The following is a 16,553-nucleotide window of genomic DNA, read 5'->3' on the forward strand; positions in this document are numbered from 1 at the left end:
ATAACTGGTGCTTTCAACCCGTCAATTGCGTTACTTCGTCGAAATTGCCGAATGTGGCAGTTTCAGTGCTGCGGCTGAACGTTTATTCGTTGCGCAATCGGCGCTGAGCCGGCAAATCAAGGACATGGAAACGCGCCTGCAAACCCCGCTTTTCGAGCGCACCGCGCGCCAACCTCGCCTCACTGCGGCTGGGGAAGCTTTTTTGCCGCGAGCAAGAAATCTGCTGAACGAGCTGAGCAAGGCCAGTGCCATGGCCACCGAAGTCGGCAATGGCCAGCTCGGCACCTTGCGCCTCAGTCACTCCAGCACTGTGTCTATCAGTGGCCGGCTGCTCAGTGATATCGGCGCTTATCTGCAGCAACAGCCTGGCGTGTCACTGGATATCGGCAAACTCTCTTCGGAAGCGCAACTGGAAGAACTCGCCGAAGGACGCCTCGATGTCGGCCTGCTGCGCCTGCCAGTGTTGCGCCAGCGCGAAGGTATTCAGATTGTGCCGCTGTTTACTGAACGGCTGCTGTTGGCAGTGCCGATGAATCATCGATTGGCCGAGGCTGAGCGTGTCGACCTGGCCCAACTGAAGGACGAGGCATTCATCTCGATCCCGCATCCGCAACGCGGCGGTCTGAGTTATCTGTGTGCTGAATTGTGCATGCGTCAGGGCTTCTTTCCGCAAGCGGCGCGGGTCATTTCCCGCAAGACCACCCAGCTCCAGCTGATTCAGGCTGGGTTCGGCATCGCCCTGCTGCCGGAATCAATGCAGGACATCGCTCCGAGCGGTGTACGATTTCTGCCGCTGACCGATCCCGATTGCCAAAGCACTGTCGCCCTCGCCTACCCACAGAACCCCACGCCGCTGATCCAACACTTCCTCCAGACCTTCACCAATCCCCCCTGTGGGAGCGAGCTTGCTCGCGAAAGCGGACCGTCAGCCACTGAAGGTGTCGAAGGATAAGACGCCTTCGCGAGCAGGCTCGCTCCCACAGGGATTTATGGTCATTCATGGAGATTGATCAGCAAATGCCTTTAAACTGCGCCCCATGATTAAAGATCCCTTTGCAAGACTTGGCCTGGACCGTGAGGTCCTGACCGTCAGCCAGCTCAACGGCCGCGCGCGGGTGTTGCTCGAAGACGTGTTCAGCAACATCTGGGTCGAAGGCGAAATCTCCAACCTCGCCCGCCCGGCGTCCGGTCACATCTACTTCACCCTCAAGGACAGCGGCGCGCAGGTGCGTTGCGCATTGTTCCGACAGAACGCGGCGCGCGTGCGTCAGGCGCTCAAGGACGGTTTGGCCGTCAAAGTGCGCGGCAAGGTTTCGCTGTTCGAAGGCCGTGGCGACTATCAGTTGATTCTCGACACTGTCGAACCTGCCGGTGACGGTGCACTGCGTCTGGCCTTCGATGCGCTGAAGGAAAAGCTAAGCGCCGAAGGTCTGTTCAGTGCCGAACGCAAAGTGCCGTTGCCCGCGCATCCGCAGCGCATCGGCATCATCAGCTCGCCGACCGGCGCGGTGATTCGCGACATCATCAGCGTATTCCGCCGCCGTGCGCCGCAGGTGCAACTGACGCTGATTCCGACTGCCGTACAAGGCCGGGAAGCCACCGCGCAAATCGTCCGCGCGCTGAAAATGGCCGATGCCCGTGGTTTCGACGCACTGATCCTTGCCCGTGGCGGCGGTTCGCTGGAAGACCTTTGGTGCTTCAACGAAGAAGCCGTGGCCCGCGCCGTCGATGCCTGCGTGACGCCGATTGTCAGCGCCGTCGGCCATGAAACCGATGTGTCGATCAGCGACTTTGTTGCCGACGTTCGCGCACCGACGCCGTCTGCGGCTGCCGAATTACTCGCGCCCGATTCCAGTCATCTGATCCGTCAGGTCGAAAGCCTGCATCGGCGCTTGGTGATGCGCATGCGCGACCGTTTGATGCGTGATCGTCTGCGCCTGGAAGGCATGGCCCGTCGCTTGCGCCATCCCGGCGAACGTCTGCGCCAACAGGCTCAGCGCCTGGATGATCTGGACATGCGCATGCGTCGGGCGTTCGAGCGCCATCTCAATACCCGTCGCGAGCGCCTGATCCGCCTGGAAACACGCCTCGCCGGCCAGCATCCGGGGCGGCAATTGGCGATGCTGCGCCAGCGACTCGACAGCTTCGCCGAACGCTTGCCTCGCGCCATGCGCGAAGGTCTGAAAAACCGGCGCCTGCAATTGCACAGCCAGATGCAGACACTGCACGTGGTCAGCCCGCTGGCAACGCTCGGGCGCGGTTACAGCATTCTGCTGGATGAGCGCGGCCACGCGATCCGCAACGCCGCGCAGACCCACACCGGCCAGCGCCTCAAAGCCAAACTCGGCGAAGGCGAACTGCAAGTGCGCGTCGAGGACAATCACCTGACGCCTGTCACTCTCTCTTTACTGGACTGATCCATGCCTCGCTTTCTCGCTCCACTGTTTTTGCTCTGCCTGACCTTCAATGCCCACGCCGACAGTTACATCACCCGGCTACTGAACAAACCGGTGCCGGGCGGTGTGGCGGTGGTTGATCTGGGCACCGCCGCGCAGGCACCGAAAGCCACGTATCAGGGCAAACCGGTGCTGGTGGTAAAAGAACAGAACACCTGGCTGGCGATCGTCGGCGTGCCACTTACCGTTAAACCGGGTGCGCAGCAGATCAGCAGCGGCGGACGTAACTTGCCATTCACCGTGGGCAACAAGAAATACCCGGAACAACGCATCACCCTGAAGAACAAACAGCAAGTCAACCCGGATCAGTCGAACCTCAAACGCATCGAGGGCGAACTGGCCGAACAGATCAAGGCATATCGCAGCTTCAGCCCGAACACGCCGAGCAATCTGTTGTTGGACAAACCGGTGAACGGTCCGTTGTCGAGCAAGTTTGGTGTGCGTCGCTTCTTTAATGGTGAAGAGCGCAATCCACATGCAGGCCTCGACTTCGCGGTGCCAGCGGGCACGCCGATCAAGACCCCGGCGGCGGGCAAGGTGATCCTCACCGGCAACTACTTCTTCAACGGCAACACCGTGTTTGTCGACCATGGGCAGGGCTTTATCAGCATGTTCTGCCATATGTCGAAGATTGATGTGAAAGTCGGCGATCAACTGGCGCGGGGCGCTGTGGTCGGCAAGGTTGGCTCGACTGGTCGGGCGACCGGGCCGCACATGCACTGGAATGTCAGCCTGAATGATGCGCGGGTGGATCCGGCGATTTTCATTGGCGCATTTCAGCCTTAAGACAGCCGATGGGCTGATGGCCCCTTCGCGAGCAAGCTCGCTCCCACATTGGATTGCGTTCAAAACACAAATCCCTGTGGGAGCGAGCTTGCTCGCGAAGGCGGCCTACAACGCACATCAATACTTACTGAACTGCTATAAACCCCAATTGCGCCCCAATCAAACCTCGCGCAAATATCACAACGATCAGCGACCTCCAGCGCAATAAAATCCTGCAAAAACCCGCTTTCCGAGTATTCCTCTCAATTTTTTTCGACTGCTTGCCATCCTCTCCCCTCGCGGTTAGGGTTGAAGGCATGAAAACCTCTCACACCCTCATTCAGCTTCGCCAGCACCGCAGCCTGTGCCTCGTCAGCGCACGACTGCCAGGCTGAATCGCGGCACCTCGTCCCACGCTTTTCCAAGAACATTCGTAACACCGGCAGGCCGCCTCTTTTCGGCCCAGACAATAAGGAATTTCCCGATGAGCATGCTCAAAGATCCGTCTTCGAAATACCGCGCGTTTCCCGTCATCAACTTGCCGGATCGCACCTGGCCGTCGAAAACCATCGACACCGCGCCGATCTGGTGCAGTTCCGACCTGCGTGACGGCAACCAGTCGCTGATCGAGCCGATGGACGCGGTGAAAAAGCTGCGCTTCTGGAAAACCCTGGTGCAGGTCGGTGTAAAGGAAATCGAAGCGTCGTTCCCGGCCGCTTCGCAAACTGACTTCGACTTCGTGCGTACCCTCATCGAAGAAGGCCACATCCCGGACGACACCACCATTCAGGTGCTGACCCAGGGCCGTGAAGATTTGATCGAGCGTACGTTCGAATCCCTGCGCGGTGCGAAAAAAGCCATCGTTCACTTGTACAACGCCACCTCGCCTTCTTTCCGTCGCATCGTCTTCAACCAGGACAAGGACGGTATCAAGGCCATTGCAGTCAACGCCGCCAAGCTGTTCGTCAAATACGCGGCGATGCAGCCGGACACCGAATGGACCTTCGAATACTCGCCGGAAACCTTCAGCGCCACCGAGTTGGAATTCGCCAAGGAAGTCTGTGACGCGGTGATCGAGGTGTGGAACCCGACGCCTGAGCACAAGATGATCCTCAACCTGCCGGCTACCGTTGAGTGCGCGACCCCGAACGTCTACGCCGACCAGATCGAGTGGTTCGGCCGCAATATCAACCGTCGTGACAGCGTGATCATCAGCCTGCACACCCACAACGACCGTGGCACCGGTGTCGCCGCTACCGAGTTGGGCCTGATGGCCGGCGCCGATCGCGTCGAAGGCTGCCTGTTCGGCAACGGCGAGCGTACCGGTAACGTTGACCTCGTCACCGTCGCCCTGAACATGTACACCCAGGGTCTTGACCCGCAGCTGGACTTCTCCGACATCGACGGCGTGCGCAAAGTGGTCGAAGAGTGCAACCAGATTCAGGTTCACCCACGTCACCCGTACGTTGGCGACCTGGTACACACCGCATTCTCCGGCTCGCACCAGGATGCAATCCGTAAAGGCTTCTCCCAGCAGAAACCGGATGCACTGTGGGAAGTGCCGTATTTGCCGATCGACCCGGCCGACATCGGCCGCAGCTACGAGGCGGTGATTCGCGTCAACAGCCAGTCGGGCAAGGGCGGCATCGCTTACTTGCTGGAGCAGGAATACGGCATCAGCCTGCCACGTCGCATGCAGATCGAATTCAGCCAGGTCGTGCAGCGTGAAACCGATCGTCTGGGCCTGGAGATGACCGCCAAGCAGATCCATTCGCTGTTGATCAGCGAATACCTGCAAGCCAACACCCCGTACGCGCTGGTCAGCCATCGCCTGCAGGAAGAAAACGGCAACAGCGCCGTCGAAGTGGAAGTAGCAAGCAAAGGTCAGGGCGAAACCAACCTGCACTGGCGCGGCAAGGGCAACGGTGCGCTGGAAGCACTGGTCGCCGGTCTGCCGATTCCGGTGGAGATCATGGACTACAACGAACACGCGATCGGCGCGGGCACCAACGCCAAAGCAGCGGCGTACATCGAACTGCGTGTGAACGGCGAACGAGCAGTGCATGGCGTAGGCATCGATGAAAACATCACCACGGCCAGCTTCAAGGCCCTGTTCAGCGCGCTGAACCGCTCGTTGAGTCAGCCAGAGGCGAAAGCGGCGTAATCGACCGCTGAAATGCAAAAGGCCCCGGCGTTTGAACTCCGGGGCCTTTTTTTGCCTGCGATCGTTCCCACGCTCTGCGTGGGAATGCCTCAAGGGACGCTCTGCGTCCAGTGACGCGGAGCGTCACGGGCTGCATTCCCACGCAGAGCGTGGGAACGATCAGTTACCTCAGGTGAACTCAAAGGTGTCGGCATCCAGATTCGCCGGAAAGCGCTCGCGATACGCCGCCAGTGACGCCGCCTCCAAAACCACCTTGAACACCCCGTCCGCCTCCCCTGCCGCCAGTAAGGTCTCACCCTGGAAATCCAGTACCTGACTGTCACCAGTGTAGGCAAAGCCCTTGCCGTCGGTGCCGACGCGATTCACCGCCGCCACATAGCAAAGGTTTTCGATGGCTCGCGCCGGCAACAGGCGATTCCAATGCAGACGCCGCGCGCCCGGCCAGTTGGCGGTGTACAGCAACAGATCAGTGTCCTGCGCATCGCGGCTCCACACCGGGAAGCGCAGGTCGTAACAAATCAGCGGACGGATGCGCCAGCCCTTGAGTTCGAACTGCACCTGACGTTCGCCGGGGGTGTAGTGATTGTGCTCACCGGCCATACGGAACAGGTGACGCTTGTCGTAATGCAGCACTTCGCCGTCCGGTCGCGCCCATAGAAGGCGATTGCGATGGCTGCCGTCGGCGGCCTGGATAATCACACTGCCGGTAATGACCGCATTGAGCTTCGCCGCCTGAACCCGCAGCCATTTGCTGGTCGGGCCATTCTCGGCTTCGGCAAGGGTTTCGGATTCCATGGAGAATCCGGTAGTGAACATCTCCGGCAGAACGATCAGATCCGCCCCCCGCGCCTGCTCCAGCAACACCGCGAAATGTTCAAGGTTGGCCTGGCGGTCATGCCAGGCCAGGCTGGTCTGGATCAGCGCCAGGTTCAGATCAGGTAACGCACTCAGATCACGCATAGTTTTGCCGCCGCTTCACGCAGCGTCTCCTCGCGTTTGGCAAAACACAGACGCACCAGGCGCTGGCCTTGCGGTGGGTTCTGGTAGAACACCGACACCGGGATACTCGCCACGCCGTGTTCGCGGGTCATCCATATGGCCATCTCGACGTCGTTGAGGTCGGGACGGATCTGCGAGTAATCGACCAGTTGGAAATAGGTGCCGGTGACTCGGGTGAAGGTGAAACGCGACGGCGCCAGCAGATCGCAGAACAGATCGCGCTTGGCTTGGTAGAAGCCCGGCAACTCTTCGACGTGTTCCGGGTGCTCGGCCATGTAATCGGCCAGCGCATATTGCAACGGCGTGACGCCGCAGAAACTGACGTACTGGTGGACCTTGCGCAGTTCGGTGGTCAGCGCTGGCGGCGCGACGACGTAACCGGTTTTCCAGCCAGTGACGTGATAGGTCTTGCCGAACGAGCTGACCACGAATGCGCGCTGATACAGCTCTTCATGGGCCAGCACGCTGACGTGCGGCACGCCGTCGAACACCAAGTGTTCGTAGACTTCATCGCTGATCAGGTAGATGTCGCGACCACGGATCAACTCTGCCAGTTGATCGAGTTCGGCACGACTGATCAGTGCGCCGCTCGGGTTGTGCGGGGTGTTGATGACGATCATTTTCGTGCGCGGACTCAGGGCAGCAGCGAGTTGATCGAAATCGATGGAGAAGTCGTTCGGATTCAGTTGTACATGTACGCAACGACCGCCCGCCAACTCCGTCGCCGGTTCGTAGCTGTCGTAGCACGGATCGAACACGATAACTTCGTCGCCGCTGTGGATAACCGCCTGAATCGCACAGAAGATCGCCTGGGTCGCGCCCGGCGTGACCGTCACTTCACTGTCGGCATTGACTTGCACGCCATAGCTGCGAGCGATTTTCGCCGCAATCTGCTCGCGCAGCGCCAGCAGGCCAGTCATCGGTGAATACTGGTTGTGGCCACTGGCGATGTGCCGACCGACCGCGTCACGCAGGGACTGCGGGCCGTCGAAGTCAGGAAAACCCTGGGACAGATTGATCGCTCCGGTCTGGGCCGCGAGCTGAGACATCTGCGTGAAAATAGTGATGCCGACATTCGGCAGCTTACTGGTGATCATCGGGGGTTCCCTGCTCAACACCCGGCTCTGACGACGGCGCGGGAGAGCCCGAGGATAGCCCATCCGGCGCCCATAAAAAAAGGGCGCCGGATGGCACCCTTCTCTCATGTTGATCGTTCCCGCGCTCTGCGTGGGAATGCAGCCCTGGACGCTCTGCGTCCACCGCTTATGTGACGCAGAGCGTCACGGGATACATCCCCACGCGGAGCATGGGAACGATCAACGAGCCGCGACCTTATTTCTTGTCGCGGCGCTTCTTGCTGGCTTTCTTGTTGTGCGACATCAAGCGACGCTTCTTGTTGACCTGGCGGTCGGTCAGCGTGTTCTTGTTGCCTTCGTACGGGTTCTCGCCGCCCTTGAACTCGATGCGGATCGGCGTACCGACCAGCTTCAGCACACGGCGGTAAGTGTTCTCCAGATAGCGCACGTACGACTTCGGCACTTTCTCGATCTGGTTACCGTGGATCACGATGATCGGCGGGTTCGCACCACCCAAGTGGGCGTAGCGCAGCTTGATCCGGCGGTTGTTGACCATCGGTGGCGCGTGCTCGCCCACCGCGTCTTCCAGAATCTGGGTCAGACGGTTGGTCGGCCAGCGGGTGACCGCCGACTTGAACGAGTTCTGTACGGACGCGTAGAGGTTACCCACGCCAGTGCCGTGCAGGGCCGAGATGAAGTGGATGTCGGCGTAGTCAACGAAGAACAGGCGACGTTGCAGCTCGACCTTGACGAAGTCGCGCTCGCTCGGCGTCATGCCGTCCCACTTGTTGATCGCGATCACCAGTGCACGACCGGATTCGATGGCGAAGCCCAGCAGGTTGAGGTCGTGATCGACCACGCCTTCGCGGGCGTCCATCACGAAGATCACCACGTTGGCGTCTTTGATCGCCTGCAGGGTTTTCACCACGGAGAATTTTTCCACTTCTTCGTGGATCTTGCCGCGCTTGCGCACACCGGCGGTGTCGATCAGCGTGTACTTCTCTTCATTCCGTTCGAACGGGATGTAGATACTGTCGCGGGTGGTGCCCGGCTGGTCATAGACGATAACCCGGTCTTCACCGAGCATGCGGTTGACCAGGGTCGACTTGCCGACGTTCGGACGACCGATGATGGCGATCTTGATCCCGTCTTTTTCGCTCGGGCCAGGAATGCGCTTGGCTTCCTCGCCTTCGGCAACGATCTCTTCTTCGCCGTCTTCCGGCTCTTCTTCGTCTTTGGGAAAATCACCCAAGGCGATTTCCAGCATCTGCGTGATGCCACGGCCGTGAGCACCGGCGATCGGGATCGCGTGGCCCATGCCCAGAGGAGCGAATTCAGCGCGGGCCATTTCCGGGTCGATGTTGTCGACCTTGTTGGCGACCACGTAGGAACGCTTGTTACGTTTGCGCAGGTGTTCGGCGATCATCTGGTCGGCGGCGGTAAAACCGGCCTTGGCATCTACCAGGAACAGCACAACATCCGCTTCTTCAATGGCCAGCAGCGACTGCTCGGCCATTTTTTCGTCCATACCGTGCTCGTCACCGGAGATACCACCGGTGTCGACCAGAATGTAGGAACGCCCTTGCCACTTGGCCTCACCGTACTGGCGATCACGGGTCAGACCGGACAAGTCGCCGACGATGGCGTCGCGAGTCCTGGTCAGGCGGTTGAACAAGGTGGACTTGCCGACGTTCGGTCGGCCCACCAGGGCGATTACGGGAACCATGCGGCTCTCCACTTCGTTATTTCAGAAAATACAAAAGCCGCTGCGAGGCAGCGGCTGGTGCTCGGGGCAACGCCTGTTAGCGCTGCAAGCCCCATGAATCCGGGGCCGCCTGGGGGTTTAACCCCAAGCATAGTTGTTACTTGATGGTCAGGGCTTCCAGTTTGCCGCTGTTGCCATAGACATAAATCGTGTCACCCACCACCAGCGGACGGGCACGCAGGCCGTCGCTGTCGATGCGCTCACGGCCGACGAAACGACCGTCAACCTGGCTCAGCAGGTGCAGATAACCTTCCAGGTCACCGACTGCAACATAGCTGGAGAACACTTCCGGAGCCGACAGTTGACGACGAGCCAGCGAATCGTTGCTCCACAATGCTGTGGTGGAACGTTCGTCGACGCCTTCAACGGTGCCCGAGGACAGGCTCACGTAAACGCTGCCGAAACCCTGAGCGATACCGGCGTAGCTCGACGCATCGCGCTGCCAGAGTTGACGACCGCTTTCCAGATCCAGTGCCGCCACGCGACCCTGATAGCTGGCAACGTACAGCGTACCGCCGGACAACAGCAGACCGCCGTCGATGTCGACCACGCGCTCCAGTTCCGAACGACCTTGTGGAATCGCGATCCGTTGTTCCCACACCGGCACGCCGTTGGAAATATCCAGAGCGACCACTTTACCGGTCGACAGGCCAGCCACCGCGAGACGGTTGGTGACCAGCGGTGCGCTGGTGCCACGCAGGGTCAACACGGCCGGGGTGCTGTCATACACCCAGCGCTGAGTACCGGTGGAAGCATCCAGACCGATCAGACGATCGTCCTGGGTCTGTACCACCACCACGTCGCCGTTGTTGGCCGGCGGCGCGAGGACTTCGCTGTTCACACGAGCGCGCCACTTCTCTTCACCGTTGCTGGTGTCCAGAGCAACGACTTCGCCGCGCAGCGTACCGATCAGAACCAGACCGTAACCCACGCCAACGGCGCCGGAGACAGGCAGGTCAAGATCCTGCTTCCATTTCACGTCGCCATTGCCGCGATCCATGGCCATCACCACGCCGGTTACATCGGCGGCGTAGATGGTGTCACCGTCGATCGCCGGCACCAGCATGTTGTAGGTTTCGCCCTGACCGTCACCGATCGAACGACTCCACTGCTTGTGCAGAACCACTTCTTCTTTGAAGTCGGTCAGTTCAGCCGGTGGCAATTCTTTTTTGCTGTTGCTGCTGCAACCCGCGGCCAGAAGGGCCAGAGCCAGCAATGCTGCATGCTTCCAACGGATCACGTCACGCATCCCCTTTGGCCAGGTCGTCGAGCTTGATTTGAAGGCCACCGACCGCCGCTTCATCCGACAGTGCCGCCTTGGCTTTTTGATACGCCTTGTTCGCGTCATCGGTACGGCCCAGCTGTACCAGCAGGTCGCCCTTGAGTTCTTCGCGAGTGGCCAGGAACGCTTTGTCGGCATCGCCGTCGAGCAGTTTCAGGGCATCTTCAGCCTTGTTCTGCGCGCCGAGTACCTGCGCCAGACGCTGACGGGCGATTTCGCCCAGCGCCGGGTTGGCCGGTTTGTCGACAATGGCTTTCAGTTCGGCCGCAGCGTCATCCAGCTTGCCGCTGTCGACCGCCACTTTGGCCACGAACAGGCTGCCGTACTGCGCGTAGGCGGAACCGCTGAATTCGCTGTTGAGCTTGCCGGCCAGATCCGCAACGCGGGCCGCATCAGGCTTGCCGTCAGGCGTCAGCGTGGTTTCCAGCAGTTGCTGATAGAGCACCGAGGCGCCTTGCGACTGGTTGCTCTGGTATCTGTGATATGCCTGCCAGCCGAACACGATGACCAGCGCCAACAGGCCGCCAGTGACCAGAGGTTTGCCGTTGCGTGTCCACCAGTCCTTCAAATCCGCCAACTGTTCGTCTTCGGTACTCGACACCCCAATACTCCTTAATCGCTAAATCGGCTGTTTGGACAGCTTCAACCCTGCACGACGCAGGTGGCCAGGTGAGCGGCGAGCGCATCCCAGGCAATGCTTTGTTGTTCGCCCTGGCCACGCAGGGGTTTGAAACCTACCACTTGCTGGGCCATTTCGTCGTCACCGAGGATCAGTGCGTACAGCGCACCGCTCTTGTCGGCCTTCTTGAACTGGCTTTTGAAGCTGCCGGCGCCGGCATTGACTTGCAGACGCAGGTTTGGAAGTTGATCACGAACACGTTCAGCCAGAGCCAGACCGGCCAGCTCGGCTTCTTCACCGAAGGCGCACAGATAGACATCGACCTGACGGGAGATTTCTTCCGGGATCTGCTCAAGGGTTTCCAGCATCAGCACCAGACGTTCGATGCCCATGGCAAAACCGACGCCGGTGGTCGGCTTGCCACCCATTTGCTCGACCAGACCGTCGTAACGACCGCCCGCGCAAACAGTGCCCTGGGCGCCGAGTTTGTCGGTGACCCATTCGAATACGGTTTTGCTGTAGTAATCGAGGCCGCGCACCAGTTTCGGGTTGAGCACGTAAGGAATGCCGACGGCATCCAGACGCGCTTTCAAACCTTCAAAGTGCGCACGGGATTCGTCGTCGAGGTAATCGGCCATTTTCGGCGCATCGACCAGCACCGCTTGAGTGTCGGCATTTTTCGTGTCGAGCACGCGCAGCGGGTTGGTTTTCAGGCGACGCTGGCTGTCTTCGTCGAGTTTGTCGTGGTGCGCCGAGAGGTACTCGACCAGCGCTTCACGATAACGCCCACGGGACTCGCTGGTGCCGAGGCTGTTGAGTTCAAGCTTGACCGCATCACGAATGCCCAGCTCGCCCCACAGGCGCCAGGTCATGGTGATCAGCTCGGCGTCGATGTCCGGGCCGTCGAGGTTGAACACTTCCAGACCGATCTGGTGGAACTGGCGATAACGGCCTTTCTGCGGACGCTCGTGGCGGAACATCGGGCCGATGTACCAGAGTTTCTGCACCTGGCCACCGCCGGTGATGCCGTGCTCGAGCACAGCACGCACGCACGCCGCAGTACCTTCCGGACGCAAGGTCAGGGAGTCGCCGTTGCGGTCTTCGAAGGTGTACATCTCTTTTTCGACGATGTCGGTGACTTCACCAATCGAGCGTTTGAACAGCTCGGTGAATTCAACGATCGGCATGCGGATCTGCTTGTAACCGTAGTTATCAAGCAGACGCGCAACGGTGCCCTCGAAATAACGCCACAGCGGGGTCTGCTCGGGCAGGATGTCATTCATGCCACGAATGGCTTGCAGAGACTTGCTCACTTTAAATCCTTAAATTCGTTCGGCGCTTCAGTCAGGCTCAGCCGCGCGCAATAACCGCAGCGTCAGCTTCGACCTTTTCGGCCGCTTTCTGGCGGATCAGCTTTTCCAGCTCGTCCACCAGATTGTCATTCGTCAGTTTCTGCGACGGCTTGCCGTCGATGTAAATCAGGTTTGGCGTGCCGCCGGTCAAGCCGATATGGGCTTCCTTGGCTTCGCCGGGGCCGTTGACCACACAACCGATCACCGCGACATCCAGCGGCACCAGCAGGTCTTCAAGGCGCCCTTCCAGCTCGTTCATGGTTTTCACCACATCGAAGTTCTGCCGCGAGCAGCTCGGGCAGGCGATGAAGTTGATGCCACGGGAACGCAGATGCAAAGACTTGAGAATGTCGTAACCGACCTTCACTTCCTCGACCGGGTCGGCCGCCAGCGAGATGCGGATAGTATCGCCAATCCCCTCGGCGAGCAGCATACCTAGGCCCACGGCGGATTTCACTGTGCCCGAACGCAATCCACCGGCTTCGGTGATGCCCGGGTGCAGCGGCTGAACGATTTCTTTCGCCAGCAAGCGGTAGGCTTCGACGGCCATGAACACGTCAGAGGCCTTAACGCTGACCTTGAAGTCCTGAAAATTCAGGCGTTCGAGGTGCTCAACGTGACGCAAAGCAGATTCGACCAGCGCAGCAGGGGTCGGCTCGCCGTATTTCTTTTGCAGGTCTTTTTCCAGTGATCCGGCGTTGACGCCGATGCGGATCGGAATGCCGCGATCACGCGCTGCATCGACCACCGCCCGAACACGGTCTTCACGACCGATGTTGCCCGGGTTGATACGCAGGCAGTCCACGCCCAGTTCGGCCACGCGCAGAGCGATCTTGTAGTCGAAGTGGATGTCGGCAACCAGCGGCACCTTGACCAGTTGCTTGATCTTGCCGAACGCCTCGGCGGCGTCCATGTCCGGCACCGAGACGCGGACGATATCGACGCCAGCGGCTTCCAGACGGTTGATCTGTGCAACGGTGGCGGCGACGTCATTGGTGTCGCTGTTGGTCATGCTCTGCACCGCGATCGGCGCGTCGCCGCCCACCGGTACGTTGCCGACCCAGATCTTGCGCGAAACGCGACGTTTGATTGGAGATTCGCCGTGCATGACTTATTGACCCAACTTCAGGCGAGCAGTCTCGCCACTGGTGAACGGAGCGATATCGACCGGCTGGCCGTTGTAGCTGACCTGCGCGGCGCGGGCAACGCCCAGACGTACGTTAAGCGGCGGCTTGCCGGAAACGGTGACGCTATCGCCTTTATGCTTCAGACCACTGAAAATCACTTTGCCACGGCCATCGGTCACTTGTGCCCAGCAATCGGCGCTGAACTGCAGTTGTACCTGACCATCGCCAGCCACCGGAGCGGTTGCTTCTGCGGTCGCTGCCGGTGTAGCAGGAACGACCGGAGCGGTGACGGTCGGCGCTGGAGTGGTTGGCGCGGGGCTAGCCGGGGTAGCGACAACCGGCGCCGGTGTATGAACCGGGGCGGTCGGCGTTGCAGCCGGTGCTGCTGGAGCAGTTGCCGGAGCAGCGCCTTCTGCACCAGTCGATTCAGCCGTGGTTTCCGACTGAGGCAGCGCCAACGCCGTTGAAGTATCGGCCTGGTTTTCCTCGACAGCCTGGTCCTCCGGCTCGTCGATCGGGTGAATCTGAGTCGTGCCGTCAGCACCTTCGACTTCAACGTGCTCAGGGGCCAGGGACGTCAGGTCCTTGGTGCGCTGGGATGTCTGATCCTGCCACCAGACGAAACCGCCGCCGATGACCGCGATCAGCAACAGCAGGCTGACAATACGCAAAATGGTGTGGGAAACCCGCACTGGCTCTTCGATACGGCCGAGGGCGTGAACATTGCTGCCCTGGGAATCGGTACCGGTGGACTGGTCGAACTGCTGAACCAGAACGGTTTGGTCCATGCCGAGCAATTTGGCATAAGCGCGAATGTAACCGCGAGCGAAGGTATGCCCCGGCAGCTTGTCGAAAGCGCCGGCTTCAAGATTGCTCAGGGAAGTCACGGTGAGGTTGAGCTTGAGGGCCACTTCGGCCAGCGACCAGCCATTGCTTTCGCGGGCCTGGCGCAGGGTCTCACCGGGGTTAACGCGATTCGCTGCTACAACTTCGGGATGCGCCGCTTTCATCATTGCTCCGACAGGTATTGCTGATATTCCGGCGTACCGGGATAGAGTCGTTTTAATTGCAGGCCATAACTGGCGGCCTTGTCGCGATCTTCAAACACTTTTGCCAGCCGAACGCCGAGCAATAGACTACGTGCATTTTGTTCGGTCAACTGGCTGAAACGGTCGTAATAGTCTCGCGCGGGCACATAATGCCTGTCTTCGAAGGACAACTCAGCCATTTCCAGCAACGCGCGTGGTTGTTGACGGTTCAAACGCAGTGCTTTTTCCAGCTGTTGCTGCGCCAGATCACGCTGACCGAGCTTCGCCGCCGTCATGCCGAGGTTCTCGAACACACGCGAACGCTCAGGATACAGGGTATCGGCGGCCGCCTGTTCAAAACGCTCGTAGGCTTCTTTATAACGCTGTTGTTCGTAGAGAAAACTGCCGTAATTGTTGAGGATGCGCGCATCGGCGGGACGGGAGGACAAAGCCTTGCGGAAGTGTTCGTCGGCCAGCTCCGGCTCCATTTCGGACTGAAACACCAACCCGAGGGCAGCGTTGGCGTCAGGATCGGAACCGTCGATTTCCAGCGCCTTCTTCAGCGGCACCTTGGCCCGCTCGGTCATGCCTTGCTGCAAGTATCCCAGCCCCAACTGCACGTAGGCAGCCCGCGCTTCATCGCGGCCCTTGCTGGTCTTCATCGGGTTGTAGTCACCCGACAGGACACAACCAGCACACAGGCTGGCCAACAGCAACAGCAGCGCAAAGCGCAGGGACATAGAGATCCTCTCTTAATTTGTGTTCGCGGCGTTCTGTGCCAGATCGCTGTCGGCGCTCAACTCGCGCACTGCGATGTAACGTTCGCTGCGACGGGTGCGATCCAGCACCTGCCCTACCAATTGACCACATGCAGCGTCGATGTCTTCACCACGGGTGGTGCGGACAGTGACGTTGAAACCGGCCTGATGCAACTGATCCTGGAAACGACGGATCGCGTTGTTGCTTGGCCGCTCGTACCCGGAGTGCGGGAACGGGTTGAACGGAATCAGGTTGATCTTGCACGGAATGTTCTTCAGCAGCTCGATCATCTCGACGGCGTGTTCAACCTTGTCGTTGATGTCCTTGAGCAAGGTGTACTCGATGGTCAGCACACGCTTCTCGCCAAGGGCGGACATGTAGCGCTGGCACGACTCGAGCAGCATCTTAAGCGGATATTTTTTGTTGATCGGCACCAATTGGTTACGCAATGCGTCATTCGGTGCGTGCAGGGACAACGCCAGGGAAACGTCGATGTGCTTGGCCAGCTCATCGATCATCGGCACCACACCCGAGGTGGACAGGGTCACGCGGCGCTTGGAGATCCCGTAGCCGAGGTCATCCATCATCAGATGCATGGCGGCAACGACGTTGTCGAAGTTCAGCAGCGGCTCACCCATGCCCATCATCACCACGTTGGTGATGGCACGGTCGACGGTTGCCGGGACACTGCCGAAAGATTTGTTGGCAATCCACACCTGACCGATGACTTCGGCGGCGGTGAGGTTGCTATTGAAGCCTTGCTTGCCGGTGGAGCAGAAACTGCAATCCAGGGCACAGCCTGCCTGGGACGAAACGCACAGAGTGCCGCGTTTGCCCTGGGGAATGTATACGGTCTCGACGCAGCTGCCGGACGCCACGCGCACCACCCACTTACGGGTGCCGTCGCTGGAGATGTCCTCGCTGACCACTTCCGGACCACGGACCTCGGCAATAGCCTTGAGCTTGTCGCGCAAGGCCTTGCTGACGTTCGTCATGGCGTCGAAATCATCGACGCCAAAGTGGTGAATCCATTTCATTACCTGACCGGCACGGAAACGCTTCTCCCCGATTGAGTCGAAGAATTTTTCCATTTCCTGTTGAGTCAGACCCAGCAGGTTGGTTTTTACAGTCGATGTAGTCATGGATTCACCTTCACTCTTA

Annotated in this window: 14 protein-coding genes; 4 read left to right on the top strand and 10 right to left on the bottom strand. The window is 59.8% G+C overall.

Annotation, left to right across the window (positions count from 1 at the left end; all coding sequences use genetic code 11):
* The first annotated feature begins 7 nt into the window (after positions 1 to 7).
* From AB4O11_RS02780 to leuA, 4 genes are all read left to right on the top strand, one after another.
* Positions 8 to 952 (top strand): LysR family transcriptional regulator, encoded by a 945-nt coding sequence (locus AB4O11_RS02780; RefSeq protein ID WP_460130090.1) that lies wholly within the window; start codon positions 8 to 10, stop codon positions 950 to 952.
* A gap of 85 nt (positions 953 to 1,037) precedes the next feature.
* On the top strand, positions 1,038 to 2,417 hold the full coding sequence (xseA, locus tag AB4O11_RS02785; protein WP_460130092.1) for an exodeoxyribonuclease VII large subunit: 1,380 nt from the start codon (positions 1,038 to 1,040) through the stop codon (positions 2,415 to 2,417).
* Positions 2,418 to 2,420: 3 nt separating this feature from the next.
* Positions 2,421 to 3,242, top strand: a complete 822-nt coding sequence (locus tag AB4O11_RS02790; RefSeq protein ID WP_460092187.1) for a peptidoglycan DD-metalloendopeptidase family protein — start codon at positions 2,421 to 2,423, stop codon at positions 3,240 to 3,242.
* A gap of 463 nt (positions 3,243 to 3,705) precedes the next feature.
* A complete protein-coding gene (leuA, locus tag AB4O11_RS02795; RefSeq protein ID WP_007916856.1) occupies positions 3,706 to 5,385 on the top strand; it encodes a 2-isopropylmalate synthase in 1,680 nt (559 codons plus the stop codon).
* 168 nt (positions 5,386 to 5,553) lie between these two features.
* Here leuA and AB4O11_RS02800 read toward each other — a convergent pair whose 3' ends face one another.
* From AB4O11_RS02800 to rlmN, 10 genes are all read right to left on the bottom strand, one after another.
* Positions 5,554 to 6,345 carry an amidohydrolase gene (locus tag AB4O11_RS02800; protein WP_099757099.1) on the bottom strand — a complete coding sequence of 264 codons (792 nt, stop codon included), beginning with the start codon at positions 6,343 to 6,345 and terminating at the stop codon, positions 5,554 to 5,556.
* On the bottom strand, positions 6,333 to 7,481 hold the full coding sequence (locus tag AB4O11_RS02805) for a pyridoxal phosphate-dependent aminotransferase (protein ID WP_460092191.1): 1,149 nt from the start codon (positions 7,479 to 7,481) through the stop codon (positions 6,333 to 6,335). Before AB4O11_RS02805 ends, AB4O11_RS02800 begins: the two co-directional genes overlap by 13 nt.
* Positions 7,482 to 7,716: 235 nt before the next feature.
* Positions 7,717 to 9,186 (bottom strand): ribosome biogenesis GTPase Der, encoded by a 1,470-nt coding sequence (gene der, locus AB4O11_RS02810; RefSeq protein ID WP_093430647.1) that lies wholly within the window; start codon positions 9,184 to 9,186, stop codon positions 7,717 to 7,719.
* 136 nt (positions 9,187 to 9,322) lie between these two features.
* Positions 9,323 to 10,474 (bottom strand): outer membrane protein assembly factor BamB, encoded by a 1,152-nt coding sequence (bamB, locus tag AB4O11_RS02815; RefSeq protein WP_034156262.1) that lies wholly within the window; start codon positions 10,472 to 10,474, stop codon positions 9,323 to 9,325.
* A complete protein-coding gene (locus tag AB4O11_RS02820; protein ID WP_460130096.1) occupies positions 10,467 to 11,108 on the bottom strand; it encodes a YfgM family protein in 642 nt (213 codons plus the stop codon). Before AB4O11_RS02820 ends, bamB begins: the two co-directional genes overlap by 8 nt.
* Positions 11,109 to 11,149: 41 nt before the next feature.
* Entirely contained in the window at positions 11,150 to 12,439 is a 1,290-nt protein-coding gene (gene hisS / locus AB4O11_RS02825) for a histidine--tRNA ligase (protein ID WP_016984369.1), read from the bottom strand.
* Between the two features lie 37 nt (positions 12,440 to 12,476).
* Complete coding sequence (ispG, locus tag AB4O11_RS02830) at positions 12,477 to 13,586, bottom strand: flavodoxin-dependent (E)-4-hydroxy-3-methylbut-2-enyl-diphosphate synthase (protein ID WP_460130098.1); 1,110 nt, start codon at positions 13,584 to 13,586, stop codon at positions 12,477 to 12,479.
* A gap of 3 nt (positions 13,587 to 13,589) precedes the next feature.
* Positions 13,590 to 14,615 carry a RodZ domain-containing protein gene (locus AB4O11_RS02835; protein WP_093430649.1) on the bottom strand — a complete coding sequence of 342 codons (1,026 nt, stop codon included), beginning with the start codon at positions 14,613 to 14,615 and terminating at the stop codon, positions 13,590 to 13,592.
* Positions 14,615 to 15,373, bottom strand: a complete 759-nt coding sequence (gene pilW / locus AB4O11_RS02840) for a type IV pilus biogenesis/stability protein PilW (protein ID WP_093430650.1) — start codon at positions 15,371 to 15,373, stop codon at positions 14,615 to 14,617. Before pilW ends, AB4O11_RS02835 begins: the two co-directional genes overlap by 1 nt.
* Positions 15,374 to 15,385: 12 nt before the next feature.
* On the bottom strand, positions 15,386 to 16,534 hold the full coding sequence (rlmN, locus tag AB4O11_RS02845) for a dual-specificity RNA methyltransferase RlmN (RefSeq protein WP_016984373.1): 1,149 nt from the start codon (positions 16,532 to 16,534) through the stop codon (positions 15,386 to 15,388).
* Positions 16,535 to 16,553 lie beyond the last annotated feature (19 nt).

This window comes from Pseudomonas sp. H1_D05 (genome assembly GCF_054682705.1).